The following is a 16,688-nucleotide window of genomic DNA, read 5'->3' as shown; positions in this document are numbered from 1 at the left end:
CCGCCACGTTGGGTTTTACGGAAGCGCCGTTTTCCCCCAGCGGCAGAAGTCACGGTCAGGAGCGATAAGTCGCGTCCCCCTAACCTGGCCAAATGACCCTTCCTTGATACTCCCTCAGGGGCTCGTCCGAGACGGGCCCCTTTTGTTTTCACGAAAACTGTCTCCGTCCTCGAAAGCGACGACAGGGCCATGCTATGGTCGTGAAAAATCAGCCACTTGCAGACCCGCATGGTAGCCAGAGCGCCTCTGATCTCCGTCCTTGTCGTCGCCTATAAATCGGGCGCGTACCTGCCCCGTTGCCTGGCGGCGCTGGCGGCGCAGACATTCCGCGACTTCGAGGTCCTCGTGCTCGACAACGCGTCCCCGGATGGAGCCGAGACCGGCCTGGACGATCTCGGCATTGCCGCGGAGCTGGTCCGCAGCCCGGAAAATATAGGCTTCGCCGCCGGCAACAACCTGCTGGCCCGGCAGGCGCGCGGGACGTGGCTTGCCCTGCTGAACCCGGATGCCTTCGCCGAGCCTGACTGGCTGCAGGCCTTTGCCGATGCGGTCGCCCGGTATAACGGGATCTCCGTGTTCGGCTCGACCCAGCTGCTCGAGAGCGATCCCGCGCTGCTCGACGGTGCCGGAGACCATTACAGTCCGCTCGGCCTTGCCTGGCGGGGAGATCGGCTGCACCCTGCCGCGGGCATGACCGAGGATGCCGAAGTCATGGGTCCCTGCGCGGCTGCCGCATTCTATCGCCGGGATGTGTTTCAGCGTGTCGGCGGTTTTTCCGAGCCGTTCTTCTGTTATTACGAGGATGTCGATCTCGGGCTGCGCCTGCGCTTGGCCGGTGAGCGCTGCATCCAGCTTTCCGGTGCCCGGGTCCGGCATGTCGCCTCCGCGATTTCCGGACAGAACTCGGATTTCTCCCGCTATCACATCACGCGGAACCGGATCTGGACCTTCCTGCGCACCATGCCCGGGCCGGCCTTTCATCTGTTCCTGCCTGTGCTGCTCGCGCAACTCGGTTTGATTGTCCTGCTTGGCCCGATACGGGGAGACGGGGCGGTTCGGGTGCGGGCGATCCGGGACGCCTTCGCGGCTTTTCCCGCGGTGATGCGGCAGCGACGGGTGATCCAGACCGGCCGGCGGACGGGAGTTGTTGCGTTTCTCGCCGCGTTGAGTTGGAATCCGCTGAAGCTGTTCGGAAGCAGGGGCGACAGGCGTCCGATCCGGCGCGAGAACAGAGCGGGACCGATCCCGCCAACCGGGGTGGAACATGCAACAGACTAGCGTTGCGGCGGTCATTGTCTCCTACCGGTCCGACGACCGGCTGTTCCTTGGACTGGACGCCCTGGCGCCACAGGTCGGGCGTATTATCGTCGTCGATAATGATTCCGGCGCGGTGGTGACTGGCAAGCTGAAGGATGCGGCTACGGCGGACGGGAGCAAGATCCGCCTGCTTCTGAACGAGGGCAATGCCGGTCTCGCCGCCGCCCAGAATCAGGGCATCCGGCTGGCACTGGAAGAGGGTGCGGACTGGGTTCTGTTGCTCGACGATGACAGCGTTCCGGATGCGGGCATGGTCGACGCCTTGCTGGCTGCCTATGCAGATCATCCGATGCCGGAACGGATCGGCCTTGTCGCGCCGCGTCTGCATGATGCGGAATGCACGCTTAAATCCCGGGCCTATGTCTCGAAACATGCCTTTGATTTCCGCCGGGTCCGGTTCGGGCCGGGCGATGTGGTGGATGATGTCGCCTTTGTCATGGCGTCAGGCAGCCTGATCAAGGCGGAGGTGTTCCGTGCGGTCGGCCTGATGCGGGAGGATTTCTTCGTCGACTATATCGATTTCGAATTCGCCTTCCGGATGCGGCGGTTCGGCTGGGGCCTGGTCGCCGTCGGGAATGCCGGGCTGGAACACCGGCTCGGCGAGTTCGAGCACAAACGGCTGCTTGGACGGGACTTCCGTTTCAACAGCCATTCCGGGTTCCGCCGGTATCACATCTACCGCAACCGCATGCGGGTCTGGCGGGCGCATGGCCTGCGCATGCCTGCCTTCTTCGCTTTTGAGGCCGCTTCCATCGCCATCGACCTCGCCAAGCTCATCCTGCTGGAGGACAGCAAGCTGGAGAAGCTCGGCGCCATCGGCCGCGGCGTGGTGCATGCGGTCCTCGGCAGAGACACGAAACCGGCCGCGTAACAGGCAGGATCCGGTCTATGCCAGATCCCACCCGGCCGTCGCGGCGCTGCCAAGCTGGGCCTTCGAGATGCCGATCAGCGTGACGGTGCCGCCGTCCGAAAGCGCGAGCACCGTGTTGCCGCCGGTCTCCGTCGCCGTGTAGGTCAGTCCGTCCTCGAACAGCAGGCTGTCGGAGCCGGACTGGTAGTCCTCGACCCGGTCGCTACCGCCACCGAATGCGAAGACGAAACTGTCCGCCCCGTCGCCGCCGACCAGCGTGTCGTTGCCGCTTCCACCCGCGATCAGGTCGTTGCCGTCCCCGCCCAGGAGACTGTCGTCACCGAGGTTGCCGTCGAGGCTGTCATTGCCGGAATTGCCGTAGACGACATCGTCATCCTGACCACCGAACAACACGTCGTCATTCTCGCCGCCGGAGAGGGTGTCGTTGCCCTTGTTGCCATAGACGACGTCATTGTCGTTGCCGCCGAAGGCCGTGTCATCACCCTGACCGCCATAGAGCGTGTCCATGCCGCCGCCGCCGAACACATAGTCATTTCCCTGGTTACCATAGACGATATCCTCGCCCCAGGCTGAGCCGACCGTGTCGTTGCCGCCGCCGCCGGCCAGGGTGTCGTCCTCGGCGCCGAGGGAGATGAACTGCACCGCGTCGTCGCCGACCACGTAATTCTGGCCGCCGCCGCCATTCACCGTCGCACTGCCGACGATGGCGGCGAACTCGATGTTGTCGAGTTGCACAGTGGAGCCTGCCGGCAGGCCGGACGTGTCGATGACGAAGGCTTCCGAGCCAGAGCCGGTGCTCGAGCCACCGGTGATCTGGACTGTCTGTGCCGTCGCGTCTCCGCCGGAGAAAGTGATCGAGCGGATATCGAGAGTCACACCGCTGGAATTTGTGATGAAGGTCTGTCCGTGCCCGTCGAGGAAGCTTTGCGTGCTTGCGGTGGGCGCTGTCGACTGGATCTCGCCGGTCAGGGTGGTGCTGGCCGTACTGGTCGGCTGTGCGGTGGAGGTGCCGGAAGTTGTCAGCGATATGCCGGTTGGCAGCGTCGCCGTTACTATGTTGCCGTTGCCGGTATTCTGCACGAGTGCGCCGGTCGCGGTGCTGCCGCTGGTGTTCGCCAAGGTGCGCCCGGTGGCGGTGCCTGCAGTGTCCGCCTCGGTCTGGTTGGTCACGGTCAGGCCACTGCTGGAGGTATTGCCTTCGGATGAACTTGTCGCAGGGACAGTTGCCACGGTGAGAGTGGTGTTGCCGCCGGAGAAGACAGCCTCGTACTTCACGCTGCCGGATGTGCCGGTGAGGTTCAGCGTATTGCCGCTGCCGAGATCAATGGTGCTGCCGGCGGTGCTGCCATTCAGGCTGGAAAGGTCGGTGCCGGTGATGACGATCTTGTCGCCGGCCTCGAGCCCGGAAATCGTGTCGCCATTCATCTCGCTGGCGCTGCCGGTATAGGTATCGTTTCCCGCGCCGCCGATCAGCGTGTCGGCACCGGCTCCGCCGCTCAGCACGTCGGCTCCGGTGCCACCGTCAAGGCGGTCGAGGTTGCCGGCGCCAATCAGCGTATCAGCTCCTCCTCCGCCGCTGAGCGTGTCGTTCCCCGCGCCGCCCTGAAGACTGTCGCCGAGCGCGCCGCCGGTGGCTGTCAGGGTTATCGCGTTGAACGCGCCGCCATGATTGACGACAAGCGCGTCGGTATTGATGTTGGTTGCGACTGAGCCGCCGCCGGGTGCGCCCTCGGCGGTTGTTCCGTTGTAGCGCCAGGATGTGCCGCTGACGTCGATGGTAATGCTGGTGATGCTCAGGTCGTTGTCGTCGATGCGGTTGCCGCCTGCATACAGGTCGGTCGTGGTGCCGTTATTCGGCTTGTATCGAAAAGACATGTGAAAGCTTCCGAGAAAAATTCTGCTGATGTGTGCGGGGGCGTTTCCCTGGCGCGGGGGCTGCCGTGCGGCCTTTACTCCAGCCGCATCGGCGCAGGCGATCTGGTGGCGCCCAGGACGGATTCGTCGACCGGCACGGCCGTTGTCGCCGGTGGGTCGCGGTCTGCTGATCCGCCGATGTTCGTCTCCGCCGCCTTGACCGTTGCGCCGGTCGCGATGCCCAGTGTTCTCAGGAAGGCATGACCGGCCGCTCCTGCGCCTGTGGCGCAGGCCATCAGAACAATTTCGGCTTTCGGCGTGAGTGTGGCCCTGATCCGGCCGAGAGACCCGTCCGCATTTCTGAGTGCGGCGCTGTCAATATCCCGGCCGGATAATCTGAGGGTGCCGGGAGCGCCGCGGGACAGGATGACAATGCGGTCGATCTGGACGGTCTGTATCTCTGCCAATGACGCTATCGCGTCCAGCGCGTCGCCGGCCCTGGGAAGGCGCTTGACGATTGTTCCCGGGGTGAGGTCGGCCAGCACCATTCCCGAATCTTCGACGGCGTGGTCGACAAAGAAAAGTGTCTTCAATGGGTGTTTCGCGGTCGTAACCGGGCGCGGCGTCAGGCGGATTTGGGTCATGATCCGGAACGTTCCTTTCTGAAAGCGTGAACCGGGAGACATGCCTTTGTGGCAATTAACACAAAATTTACTTAAAATTATTTATAAATCAATGCGCACGCTTTCCGGTTTTCGAAAACCGGTCGGTGATGCCCCGGGAATCAGACAGTGAGGGCTGCGACGACGATGTAACGGCCGGTCTTGGCGATGGCGACGAGCAGCAGGAACCGACCGAACGGCTCGCGCAGGACGCCGGCGGCGAGTGTCAGCGGATCGCCGATGAAAGGCGCCCAGCTCAGCAGCAGGCTCCATTGCCCGTATTTCCGGTACCAGCCGCAGGCCCTGTTCATCTGCGCCGGCGATACGGGAAACCACTTTCGGTCGCTGAACCGGTCGACAGACCGGCCGAGCAGCCAGTTCACAACCGATCCGAGCGTGTTCCCGACCGACGCGACTGTGACGAGCAGAAGAAGTGAATAATCCTGCGCCAGAATCAGCCCGACGAGGCCGAATTCGGACTGGGCGGGAAGGAATGTCGCAGCCAGGAAAGACAGGAGGAAGAGCCCGCCATAGACGCCGAGTTCTTCCATCAGCCTTTCCGGCCAAGCCGCAGGGCGATCAAGCCGAAGCGGGCCCAGAGTGCCAGATTGACGAAGGCGACGAGCGGGTTGGCCCAGCCGCCGAAATGCTTGGCGAAATAGAGCGCTCCGCCTTTTGTTTTCTGCCGTTCGATATAGAGCTTTGTCGTCTCGCTGGTGCCCTGCACATGGGTGGCGGAAAAGGCCGGATCAAACCAGATGGAACCGCCCGCTTTCCGGACGCGGAAGCAGGTATCGACATCTTCCATATGCAGGAAATAATCCTCGTCCATGCCGCCGATCTGCTCGAAGCCGGGACGGGGGAACAGCATGAAGGAGCCGGAAATGCACTCGACCTCCGTCAGTTTTGTCGGCGGTGGCGTATGGTTGAGGTTGATCCGCTTGAAGCCGAACCTATGCAGGCCGAAGGCCTCGACCAGGCAGGTCCAGGGGGTCATCAGGTTACGCCGGCAGCCGCGCTGCTCGCTGCCGTCCGGGTTCTCGATCCGGATCGTGTAGAGCGCGATGTCTGGGCGCATGGCGAGCTGGGACATGGCGCCGTCGAGGCTGCCGGGCTGAAGCACGCTGTCCGGGTTCAGCAGCAGGAGATAGGGGCTCGTCGTCGCCCGTGCGCCGAGATTGCAGGCTCTGCCGAAGCCGACATTGCCGTGTCCGGTCAGCAGGGTCAGGCGCGGCTCGGACGCTGCCATGCCCTCCAGCGCCGACAGAACCTCTGGCGGGTTACCATTGTCGACAACCACGATCTCGTGCGCTGTCGCCTCGCCAAGCGCCGCCCGGATGCAGTCCATCAGGCAGGGGCCGGTATGGTAGCTGACGATGATGACGGCGCAGCCGGGGCCCGGCGCTGCATGAGGCTGTGTTTCCATCAGTCAGATGTGCCATTTTTTCTATCATTGGCACAAGCTCCGGCACGGCTTTCCGGGGGCGCGCGGCTTGCCGCCCTCGCGCCCCCCATGCTATAGCCCCGCAGGCCCTTCAAGGCCGCGTGAATCCAAGGGGAGACAGGGCCTTGCAGGTCGAGCCAACCGAGATCTCTGACGTCAAGATCATCACGCCGAAAAAGTTCGGCGATCATCGTGGGTTTTTCTCCGAGACCTACAATCAGGGCGCATTCGAAGCTGCCGGTCTCGACCTCGCCTTCGTGCAGGACAATCACTCCTTCTCGGCGCCGAAAGGCACCCTGCGCGGGCTGCATTTCCAGACCCCGCCGCATGGCCAGGACAAGCTGCTCCGGGTGATCCGCGGTGCGATTTTCGATGTCGCCGTCGATATCCGCAAAGGCTCCCCGACCTACGGCAAATGGGTTGCGCGCATGATCAGCGCCGAGGCCTGGAACCAGATCCTGGTACCGGTCGGCTTTGCCCATGGGTTCTGCACCATCGAGGAAAATACCGAGGTGCTGTACAAGGTGACCGGTAAATACGCACCGGAATGCGAGGGCGGCCTGACCTGGAACGATCCGGATATCGGGATCGACTGGCCGCTCGACGGCGCGCCGATCCTGTCCGCCAAGGATGAGGCCTATACGCCCTTTGCCGACTTCGACAGCCCCTTCACCTACGAAGACTGAGGAAACCCCGAGCGTGAGCGACATCAAGACCGTCATCGTAACCGGGGGCGCCGGCTTCATCGGCTCCGCCGTCATCCGTCACCTGATCGCCGACACGGACGTCACGGTGATCAATCTCGACAAGCTGACCTACGCGGCGAACCTTGCCTCGCTCAATGAGGTGAGTGGTTCCGATCGGTATCACTTCGAGCAGGCGGATATCTGCGACGCTCCGGCGCTGGCGCGGATTTTTGCCAAACACGAACCGGATGCGGTGATGCATCTGGCGGCGGAAAGCCATGTCGATCGGTCCATCGACGGCCCGGCGGCCTTCATCGAGACCAACATTGTCGGCACCTACACCATGCTGGAGGCGGCCCGGAACTACTGGACTGCTGCATCCGACGACGTGAAGAAGCGTTTCCGCTTCCATCATATCTCCACGGACGAGGTGTTCGGCTCGCTCGGCGACGAGGGGCTGTTCACCGAGGAAACCGCCTACGATCCGCGCTCGCCTTATTCAGCGAGCAAGGCCTCGTCCGATCATCTGGTCCGGGCCTGGATGGAGACCTACGGTCTGCCGACGGTGCTCTCCAACTGCTCGAACAATTACGGCCCGTATCACTTCCCGGAAAAGCTGATCCCGCTGATGATCATCAAAGGGCTCGCGGGAGAGCCGCTGCCGGTCTACGGCAAGGGCGAGAATGTGCGCGACTGGCTGTTCGTTGACGATCACGCCCGCGCCCTCTGGACCGTCTGCTCGAAGGGCGTGCCGGGCGAGAGTTACAATATCGGCGGCAACGAGGAGCGCCGGAACATCGACGTGGTGACCGGCATCTGTGATTTGCTGGACGAGCTGGTGCCGCAGCAGGGTGGCAAGAAATATGCGGAACAGATCACCCATGTGACTGACCGTCCGGGCCATGATTTCCGCTATGCCATCGACGCCTCTAAGATCAAGGCGGAGCTTGGCTGGGAGCCGTCCGAAAGCTTCGAGAGCGGGATGCGCAAGACCGTGGAATGGTATCTCGACCGCAAGGACTGGTGGCAGCCGATCCTCGACGGAAAATATGCCGGCGAGCGTCTCGGCACCGGCTCCAAGGAGTAGTGGCGATGATCCTCGTCACCGGCGCCGGCGGGCAGGTCGGCACGGAACTGCTGGCGCGTGCGGCACAGCACGGCCACGACGTGACAGGTCTGGTCCGGGCGGATCTGGATATTTCCGATGCGGCCGCCGTTCAAGCGGCCGTGGCCAAGATCAAACCGTCCCTGATCGTCAATGCGGCGGCTTATACGGCGGTGGACAAGGCGGAAGAGGACCGGGACGCGGCCTATGCCATCAACCGCGACGGTCCGGCCAATCTCGCCGCCGCCGCGAAAGGTGCTGGCATTCCGCTGATCCATATCTCGACCGACTATGTCTTCGACGGCAGCAAGGACGGCGCCTATCTGGAAAGCGATCCGGTGGCGCCGCTCGGTGTCTATGGCGCCTCCAAGGAAGCGGGCGAGCAGGCGGTGCGCGCCGCGCTGGATGAGTATGTCATCATGCGCACCTCCTGGGTTTACGCGGCGCATGGCGCCAATTTCGTGAAGACCATGCTGCGGGTCGGCAAGGACCGTGACCAGCTTCGCGTTGTCGCCGACCAGTTCGGCGCGCCGACATCTGCAGCAGACATTGCGGATGCCATCCTGACCATTGCGACCCGGATTGCCGACGGTAACCGGAGCTCCTGGGACACCTATCATTACACGGCCGAAGGTCAGACCAGCTGGCATGGTTTTGCCGAGGCGGTCTTCGCCCGGGCCGAGCCGGTCTGGGGCCGCCGCCCCGAGATCGAGGCCATTCCGTCGAGCGACTATCCGACACCGGCGAAACGGCCAACCAATTCCGTGCTCGATGCGGGTAAGATCCTCGCGGCCTTCACTGTGCCGCGCCGGCCCTGGCAGGATGGCCTCGACGAAGTGCTCGAGGTTCTGCTGGCCGAGGCTGAATAAACGATAGAAAGGGAGAGGGATGAAAGGGATCATCCTCGCCGGCGGGTCCGGCACACGGCTCTACCCGCTGACCGTCAGCGTCAGCAAGCAGATCCTGCCTGTGTACGACAAGCCGATGATCTATTACCCGCTCAGCACGCTGATGCTGGCGGGGATCAAGGACATCCTGATCATCACCACGCCTGAGGACCAGGAAGGCTTCCGGCGCCTGCTCGGCGACGGCAGCCAGTGGGGCATCTCCCTGGAATACCGGGTGCAGCCTTCGCCGGACGGCCTGGCGCAGGCCTTCATCATCGGCGAGAGCTTCATCGGCAACGACACGTCGGCCCTGATCCTTGGCGACAACATCTATTACGGCCACGGCCTGACCGAGATGCTGCAACGCTCCGCCGACCGCGAGAGCGGCGCCACGGTGTTCGGCTATTACGTCCGGGACCCGGAACGGTACGGCGTTGTCTCCTTCGACGACGCCGGCAAGGCGAACGAGATCGTCGAGAAGCCGGAAAACCCGAACTCCAACTGGGCGGTAACCGGGCTGTATTTCTACGACCGGGACGTGATCGATATCGCCAAGGCGATCAAGCCGTCGCCGCGCGGCGAGCTCGAGATCACCGACGTGAACAAGGTCTATCTGGAACGGGGCGACCTGCATGTGGAACGGATGGGCCGCGGTTATGCCTGGCTCGATACCGGCACCCACGACTCGCTGCTGCAGGCCTCCGAATTCGTTCGCACGGTGGAAGAACGCCAGGGTTTGAAAATTGCATGCGTCGAGGAAATCGCCCACCATATGGGCTATATCGACGACGAGCAGCTGCTGAAGCTGGCGGAGCCGCTGGCGAAAAGTGGCTACGGGATCTATATGCGGTCGTTGGTGAAGGGCTAGGCACACCGGAAAACGGAGCTGGGTTTGGGACGACTGATTGCAATTTACGTCGCCGTCGTCATCATCGTTGGCGGCACTTTCGTCTGGTTCATGACGGCCCTTCTGGCTCCGGGAGATGCCCGGCGCCCAACCGAAGCCATGGCTTCCGAGACCGTGGTCGCGCATGCATCCGAACAGGCGCCGCTGGACCTGAGTTCCCTCGAGCCGTCTCCATTGCCGCTCTCCATGCCGCTGGCCTGCGATCCCGGTGTGGATTGCTGGCCGCTGAAATATGTCGATCTCGATCCCGGCAAGGGCCGCCGCGACTACCAGTGCGGCGCCATGACCGTCGACGGGCACAAGGGGGTCGATTTCGCCATCTCCGACCCGCGCCGTCTGAACTGGGACGAGGTGCCCGTGCTCGCGGCGGCGACCGGCAAGGTCGTCGGTGTGCGGGACGAGATGCCGGATGTGAATATCCGGATCGCCGGGCGGGAATCCCTGAAGGGCCGGGATTGCGGCAACGGCGTGCGGATCGATCACGGCGGCGGCTGGACCAGCCAGTATTGCCATTTGAAGCGCGGCAGCGTGGCGGTGAAGGCGGGCGATACCGTCGTCAACGGTGACCGGCTCGGCCTTGTCGGACTGTCCGGCTCAACCGAATTCCTGCATCTTCATATCCAGTTCGAGAAAGACGGCAAGATCGTCGATCCCTTTGTCGGTCTCGGCCGCGATGATGCATCCTGCGGTCTCGGCGCGGCACCGCTCTGGGAAAAGGCGGTGCTGCGTAAATTTCGCTATTCGGCGCCCCTGATACAGGCAAGCGGTATCGCTGCCAGCACGCCGGATCCGCTTGGTGTGGCCGAAGGCAAATTCACCGACCCGCAGATCGCCGCCGACGCACCGCTGCTCGTGCTCTGGACGGATCTCTATGGATTGCGGTCCGGTGACCGGGTGTCGATGCGGTTCACCGCGCCGGACGGTGCGGTTCTGGCGGAAACGACCTGGGTCCAGGAACAATCGAAACTCCGGACCTTCAAATATATCGGCAAGAAGGCGCGCTCTGCGTGGCCCAAAGGGGCCTATCGCGGCGTCGTCCAGGTCGAGCGGCCGTCCGGACCCGGCAAGAACCACACCGTTCAGACGGTCGATCTCAGGATCGACTAGAGCGGCCGGACACCGAACCGGACCGGGCTGATCACCGGGCGCGGCTCCTCCGGCAGGGCAAAGGCCGGTCGCTCCGGCGTGATGCAGAGGTTCGGGTTGTAGGCCGGGTCGTCGTCCAGAACGGCGCCCCAGCGATTCACCATGAAGGCACGTTCGGTATCATACCGGGCCGACTTTTCCGGCGTGACCACGGTGCCGCGCGAGGCGGACTCGTGATGGATCAGCAGGGCGTGTGGCGTCCAGAGCACCCGGTACCCCGCTTTCTGCACCCGCAGGCAAAGATCAATATCGCCGAAATCGACCGCGAGCGCTTCATCGAAGCCGCTGACCTTTTCGAAAATTTCCCGCCGCGTGACCATGCAGGCACCGGTCACGGCGGACAGGAACTGGGCCTGCATCGCCCGCCCCCAGTAGCCGCCGTCATTCTCGGTGATCCCGAGGTTGGTATGCCGGGCGACATGGGCGCCGGAGAGTGCAATGCCGGCATGCTGGACGGTCCGGTCCGGATAGAGCAGTTTGGCGCCTACAAGCCCGATCTCCGGGCGTGCTGCTTCCGCGACCAGTTCCGCCAGCCAGTCCGGATTCGCCGGCTCGACATCATTGTTCAGGAAGCAGAGATAGTCGCCGCTCGCGTCCCGCGCTCCGAGATTGCAGAGCCGGGAGAAATTGAAGGTGCCGCTGTCCCCGAGGACCGAGATATTTGGGCGCCGGGAGAGCTGGTCGAGATAGCGCAGCGTGGCGGCATCGTCGCTGCCATTGTCGACGATCCGGATATCGAGTCCCGGGTAGTCGGTCTGGCTCAGCAACCCGTCGATGCAGGTTCTCAGCAGGCTCAGCCGGTTCCGTGTCGGGATGATGACGGAGACGGAACAGGCGTCGGGCATGGGCCGCCGCAGGCGCCAGCGGCCCCGGTGCTGTTCGGCACGGGCAGGCGTTCCGCGGCGCGCGAGCGTGTCGCGAATGACCCGGCCGGTGGCGGCGATGGCGTAGGGTTTGGTCTCGACCGACGCGGCGGTGGAATCGCCGGCAGCCCGCCAGTGATAGAGGATGTGCGGGACATGGCCGATCCGCTCCGGCGCGCTCTTCTCGGCAACCCGCTGCACCAGATCGTGGTCCTGGCTACCCTCGAAACCGACGCGAAAACCGCCGGCATCCACGACCAGCGCCCGGCGGATCACCGTGAAATGGCAGATATAGTTGGAAACCAGAGACAGATCCGGATCCCAGGCCGGTTTGAAATGCGGCGCGAACCGGTTGCCGTCCGCGTCGATCTTGTCCTCATCGGAATAGAGCAGATCCAGATCCGGATGAGCGTCCAGCGCCCGTGCCATCACCGCGAGGGCTTCCGGCGCCAGCCGGTCGTCGTGATCCAATAGCCCGATATAGGTCCCTGTCGCCAGGTCCAGCGCGGAATTGGAGGCGGCCGAGATATGGCCGTTCTCGGGCCGGATCACCAGTTTGATGCGCGGGTCCGCTGCGGTAGCGTTGCGCAGGATTTTCGGGATTTCCGGGTCGGTGGAGGCATCGTCGGCGATGCAGAGTTCCCAGTTTCCGCAGGTCTGGTCCTGGACGGACCGGATGGCCTCGCGGAGATGGCCGGGATCGGGATTGTAGACCGGCAGCAGTATGGAGAAGGTGCCGGTGGAGCGTGCCTGCTCTGGTGCCTGCCGGGTTTCCAGCCAGTGCTGATAGTGGGTTTTCGGCAGAACCAGATCCGCTCTTCCGGCCTGTCTCTGTGCCGCGGCGGCAAGCAGCAGAAGCTCGTCCGGCGGGGTGTCGCCTTGTCTGATTTCCGCGAGGACCGCAAGGGCCTGGTCCGCACGGCCTGCCGTAAGCAATGCCCGCATATGCAGCATGCCGGGTTCCAGATCATGCGGGCTGATGCACCACCAGCGTGCGGCGGCGGAACCGTCGCCGGTCCGGGCCGGCGTGACCAGGGCCCTAACCGTGGCCGGTTCGAGAAGGATGGATCTGCGTGTGCTTGTGTCCGCTCCCGGTTTTCCGAGCCGGCGCCTTAGCTGCGCCTGCCGGGCCTGCGCCGGGGCATCGAGCGGGCGGATTGTCAGGCTCCGGGCGATGGCTGAAAGGCCCTGTTCCCTGTCCCCGAGCGCGGGCTCGATGACCGAGAGGTTGAACCAGGCTTCCTGGGCGGCCGGTGCGAGGATGGTCTCGCGCCGGAAAGCCCGGAGAGCTTCCGTGAGCCGGTTGGCGCCATGCAGCGCTGTCGCGTGACGGGCATGGGCGGCGGGATTGCCGGCATCGAGCCGCGTGGCCTCGGCATGGCGGCGCAGGCTGCGGCCGGTCTGCTTTGCGGCGCTGTAGATCTGTGCCAGGAGTTGCGCCGGCCCGGGATGCCTGGGCAGCAGGATGCGCAGGCGTTCATAATATGGCGCAACGGAGAGGTCCGGCGCCCCGGCGGCCAGATGGTCTGCGAGAAAGGCCAGGGCGGAGGCGTTCGCAGGCTGGCGCAGCAGGGCCTTCCGCCAGGCGGATTCTGCGCTCCCGGGATGACCGAGGCGCGCCTCTATCTGACCGAGATGGATCAGCGATGCCGTGTCGGTTTCGGCCTTTTCGGAGACCAGGCGAAACAGCTGCGCGGCATCTGCCAGATTCCCGTCTGCAAGCGCCGCCTGCGCCCGTTGGAACGCTTCGGCGGCGCCAAGCATGTGCTTACCCGGCGGCCGGTTTCGGCGGAAGGGCGAGGCGGACGCTGAGTTCCTTCAGATGCTCCGGCGCGGCTTCGCTCGGGGCGCCCATCATCAGATCCTCCGCCCGCTGGTTCAGCGGGAACAGGATGACCTCGCGAATGTTCGGCTCGTTCGCCAGCATCATCACGATGCGGTCGATGCCCGGTGCGATGCCTCCATGCGGCGGGGCGCCGTACTTGAACGCGTTCAGCATGCCGCGGAACTTGTCCTCCAGAACCTCCGGCTCGTAGCCGGCGATATTGAAGGCCTTGTACATGACGTCCGGCAGATGGTTCCGGATGGCACCGGAGCTGAGCTCGATACCGTTGCAGACGATGTCGTACTGGTAGGCGAGGATGTCCAGCGGCTCCTGGGTTTCCAGCGCCTCAAGCCCGCCCTGCGGCATGGAGAACGGGTTGTGCGAGAAGTCCATCTTGCCGGTCGCCTCGTCCAGCTCGAACATCGGGTAATCGACGATCCAGCAGAGCCGGAAGGTGTTCTTCTCGACGATGTCGAGATCGTTGCCGAGTTTCACCCGGGCGGTACCGGCCAGCTTGGCGGCATCGCTTTCCTTGCCGGCGGAGAAGAAGATGGCATCGCCGTCGCCCATGCCGGTCTGTGCTTTCAGTTCTGCGATCTTTTCCGGCGTCAGGCGGTTCGCGATCGGGCCGCGGGCCTCGCCATCACCGAAGATGATGTAGCCCATGCCCGGCGCGCCTTCGCCCTGGGCCCAGGAATTCATCCGGTCGCAGATCGCCCGGCTGCCGCATTTCGGACCCGGCACGGCGCGGACCACGCCGCCACCGGCGATCACCTTGGCGAAGACGGCGAAATCGCTGTCCCGGAAGATCTCGGTCACGTCGGAGATCTCGAACGGAATGCGCAGGTCCGGCTTGTCGTTACCGTATTTGAGCATCGACTCCTTGTAGGGGATGCGCGGGAACGGACCCGGCACCTTCCAGTCGGAGAATTCCTCGAACACGCCCGCCATGACCGGCTCGATCGCCTGGAAGACGTCCTCCTGCTCGACGAAACTCATCTCGACATCGAGCTGATAGAACTCGCCCGGCGAGCGGTCGGCCCGGCTGTCCTCGTCGCGGAAGCAGGGCGCGATCTGGAAATACCGGTCGAAGCCGGAAACCATGATCAGCTGCTTGAATTGCTGCGGCGCCTGCGGCAGGGCGTAGAACTTGCCCGGATGCTGGCGCGACGGCACCAGGAAGTCGCGCGCGCCCTCTGGTGAGGAGGCTGTCAGGATCGGAGTCTGGAACTCCATGAAATTCTGGTCGGTCATGCGCCTGCGGATCGAGGAGATCACCTTGCTGCGCAGCATGATGTTGTTGTGGATGCGCTCGCGGCGCAGGTCCAGGAAACGGTAGCGCAGGCGGGTGTCTTCGCCGGCATCCTCGTCCGCGTTGACCTGCAGCGGCAGCACGTCGGCGGTGGACTGGACCTCGATCTCGTCGATCCGGAGTTCGATATGGCCGGTCGGCAGCCTGTCGTTGATCGTCTCGTCGGTGCGCTTGACCACGCGGCCGGTGATCGTCACCACGCTCTCGACCCGCAGCTTCTCGACTGTCTTGAAGGTCTCGTCCTCGATATCGACGACGCACTGGGTCAGGCCGTAATGGTCGCGCAAATCGATGAAGACCAGCTGACCATGATCGCGGCGGCGATGGATCCAGCCGGAGAGGCGGACCGTTTCACCGACATGATCGATGCGGAGATCGTGACAGGTATGGCTGCGATAACGGTGCATGAGTGATCAATCTTTTCGGAATTGCGCGCGCGGCATCTCCTAACGCGCGCGAGGGCGGCCCGCAAAGAAAAAATGCACGAATACGGGCTGGCAGGAGCTTACACGACCTCGAAAGTTACACTGCTCGAGTCTGAATATCCGATCAGGTCGATCCGGGTTCCGCTGCTGAGATTGATCACGGTGTCGCCGAAGCTGTCCACGGAAACGCTCGTCGCGGTGACGCCGCCCGAGAGCTGGATGGCGTCTTCCGACGCGTAGCCATAGATGTAGTCCCAGCCTTCGTTGCTCGTCGTGTAGAGAAACCTGTCGGCGCCGAGATTGCCGTAGAGGTTGTCGTAGCCGGCGCCACCATGGATCGTGTCGCCGTCCTGGCCGCCGAAAATGGTGTCCGCGCCGGCATCCCCGGCAATGATATCGGCGCCGTGATTGCCGTACAGAATGTCGTTGCCGTCGCCGCCGTAAACCGTGTCGGAACCTTCGCGCAGGGCGAGCGGTGAGCCGCTTTCGGGGCCGTTGTTCTGGCCGCCGAAAATCGTGTCGTTGCCACTGCCGCCGACGATGAAGTCGGTTTGCTTGTTGCCATAGATGAGATCGTTGCCCGCGCCGCCGGAGATGGTGTCGCTGCCGTCAGCACCGCTGATGATATCCGCTGCCGAGCTGCCGAACAGGCTGTCTGCATCGGCGGTGCCGACCGTCGCCGTACTGCTCGCGCCCGATGCCCCGTAGAGCGACTGGATGACTTCGATATCGTAGCTGGTAATGGTCGTCAGTGACGTGTCGAGGAATGTCGACATGATCGAGGGTGTGTGATCGATGTGATTGATGCCCAGGCCATGTCCGGCCTCGTGGATCGCGGTTGTGAAGAAATAGTCCGTATCCGCCTGGTCCATGACGATGAGCACGGAATCCGTTCCGGACACCAATTGGCCATCGGCGCCGACATCGGTGTAATAGGCCGTTCCGAGGACACCACCCGCGCCGTCGGAGTTTGGCTCCCAGCCGATCAGCCAGTCAGCCGTCGCCGCGCTGGTCTCGGTAAAGGTGATGTCTGCGACATTTACCCAGGTTGCTATCGCGGACCGGAAGAGCGCCTGGTAACTGGCATCGAAACCGGCATAGCCGAGGGACGAGGTATCGAAGGAATAGTTGATCGACGTTGTCCAGGAGACACCGGTCAGGTCCGAGGAAAGCACGCTCAACCCGCCCTGGCTGGCACGCTGCAGGTCGATTTGGCGCGTTTCGTCTGCGCCATGGCTGGGCGTGTATTGTCCTTCGAGGCCAACGCTGTGGCCTTCGGTATGGTGTTGATGACCGTTTTCGACACTTGCCATATGCGTGCCCTGAAGCTGTCCGCGTTTCTCGTCAGGCCAGTTTGCCTGAGTATTACTAAAAAAGGCCTGAC

General features: G+C 63.6%; 14 protein-coding genes. 7 read left to right on the top strand and 7 right to left on the bottom strand.

Translation table 11 applies throughout. The features are described 5' to 3' along the window. Positions 1–228: 228 nt before the first annotated feature. Both RH950_RS00350 and RH950_RS00345 read left to right on the top strand, forming a co-directional pair. Positions 229–1,278, top strand: a complete 1,050-nt coding sequence (locus RH950_RS00350; protein ID WP_350052541.1) for a glycosyltransferase family 2 protein — start codon at positions 229–231, stop codon at positions 1,276–1,278. After that, a complete protein-coding gene (locus RH950_RS00345) occupies positions 1,265–2,188 on the top strand; it encodes a glycosyltransferase family 2 protein (RefSeq protein ID WP_350052539.1) in 924 nt (307 codons plus the stop codon). Before RH950_RS00350 ends, RH950_RS00345 begins: the two co-directional genes overlap by 14 nt. A 15-nt stretch (positions 2,189–2,203) precedes the next feature. Here the strand turns inward: RH950_RS00345 and RH950_RS00340 are convergent, their stop codons facing one another. From RH950_RS00340 to RH950_RS00325, 4 genes are all read right to left on the bottom strand, one after another. Further along, entirely contained in the window at positions 2,204–4,063 is a 1,860-nt protein-coding gene (locus RH950_RS00340; RefSeq protein ID WP_350052537.1) for a calcium-binding protein, read from the bottom strand. Between the two features lie 74 nt (positions 4,064–4,137). After that, complete coding sequence (locus RH950_RS00335; RefSeq protein WP_350052536.1) at positions 4,138–4,686, bottom strand: DUF4347 domain-containing protein; 549 nt, start codon at positions 4,684–4,686, stop codon at positions 4,138–4,140. A gap of 140 nt (positions 4,687–4,826) precedes the next feature. Next, entirely contained in the window at positions 4,827–5,255 is a 429-nt protein-coding gene (locus RH950_RS00330; protein WP_350052535.1) for a YqaA family protein, read from the bottom strand. Continuing rightward, the gene (locus RH950_RS00325) at positions 5,255–6,130 is read right to left on the bottom strand and encodes a glycosyltransferase family 2 protein (protein ID WP_350052534.1); all 876 of its coding nucleotides are present in this window, start codon (positions 6,128–6,130) and stop codon (positions 5,255–5,257) included. The genes RH950_RS00330 and RH950_RS00325 overlap by 1 nt, the downstream gene beginning before the upstream one ends. Positions 6,131–6,273: 143 nt before the next feature. Between RH950_RS00325 and rfbC the strand changes: the two genes are divergently transcribed. The 5 genes from rfbC to RH950_RS00300 are packed head-to-tail and all read left to right on the top strand — an operon-like array spanning position 6,274 to position 10,840. Next, on the top strand, positions 6,274–6,834 hold the full coding sequence (rfbC, locus tag RH950_RS00320) for a dTDP-4-dehydrorhamnose 3,5-epimerase (protein WP_350052533.1): 561 nt from the start codon (positions 6,274–6,276) through the stop codon (positions 6,832–6,834). Positions 6,835–6,856: 22 nt separating this feature from the next. After that, on the top strand, positions 6,857–7,921 hold the full coding sequence (rfbB, locus tag RH950_RS00315; protein ID WP_350052732.1) for a dTDP-glucose 4,6-dehydratase: 1,065 nt from the start codon (positions 6,857–6,859) through the stop codon (positions 7,919–7,921). A gap of 5 nt (positions 7,922–7,926) precedes the next feature. Beyond that, entirely contained in the window at positions 7,927–8,808 is an 882-nt protein-coding gene (gene rfbD / locus RH950_RS00310) for a dTDP-4-dehydrorhamnose reductase (protein ID WP_350052532.1), read from the top strand. Between the two features lie 19 nt (positions 8,809–8,827). After that, positions 8,828–9,694 carry a glucose-1-phosphate thymidylyltransferase RfbA gene (gene rfbA, locus RH950_RS00305; RefSeq protein ID WP_350052530.1) on the top strand — a complete coding sequence of 289 codons (867 nt, stop codon included), beginning with the start codon at positions 8,828–8,830 and terminating at the stop codon, positions 9,692–9,694. A gap of 24 nt (positions 9,695–9,718) precedes the next feature. Beyond that, on the top strand, positions 9,719–10,840 hold the full coding sequence (locus RH950_RS00300; protein ID WP_350052528.1) for a M23 family metallopeptidase: 1,122 nt from the start codon (positions 9,719–9,721) through the stop codon (positions 10,838–10,840). On the opposite strand, the gene RH950_RS00295 is transcribed toward RH950_RS00300, so the two are convergent. The 3 genes from RH950_RS00295 to RH950_RS00285 form a co-directional block, all read right to left on the bottom strand. Next, positions 10,837–13,506 carry a glycosyltransferase gene (locus tag RH950_RS00295; protein WP_350052526.1) on the bottom strand — a complete coding sequence of 890 codons (2,670 nt, stop codon included), beginning with the start codon at positions 13,504–13,506 and terminating at the stop codon, positions 10,837–10,839. The genes RH950_RS00300 and RH950_RS00295 overlap by 4 nt on opposite strands. 4 nt (positions 13,507–13,510) lie before the next feature. Next, positions 13,511–15,286, bottom strand: coding sequence for an aspartate--tRNA ligase (gene aspS / locus RH950_RS00290; protein WP_350052524.1), 1,776 nt, complete (start codon positions 15,284–15,286; stop codon positions 13,511–13,513). Positions 15,287–15,384: 98 nt separating this feature from the next. Continuing rightward, entirely contained in the window at positions 15,385–16,617 is a 1,233-nt protein-coding gene (locus tag RH950_RS00285; RefSeq protein WP_350052522.1) for a calcium-binding protein, read from the bottom strand. Positions 16,618–16,688 lie beyond the last annotated feature (71 nt).

Origin of the sequence: Nisaea sp., assembly GCF_040217065.1 — a bacterium.
Taxonomy (GTDB): Bacteria; Pseudomonadota; Alphaproteobacteria; order Thalassobaculales; family Thalassobaculaceae; genus Nisaea.
This window is presented reverse-complemented; position numbering and strand designations above follow the sequence as displayed.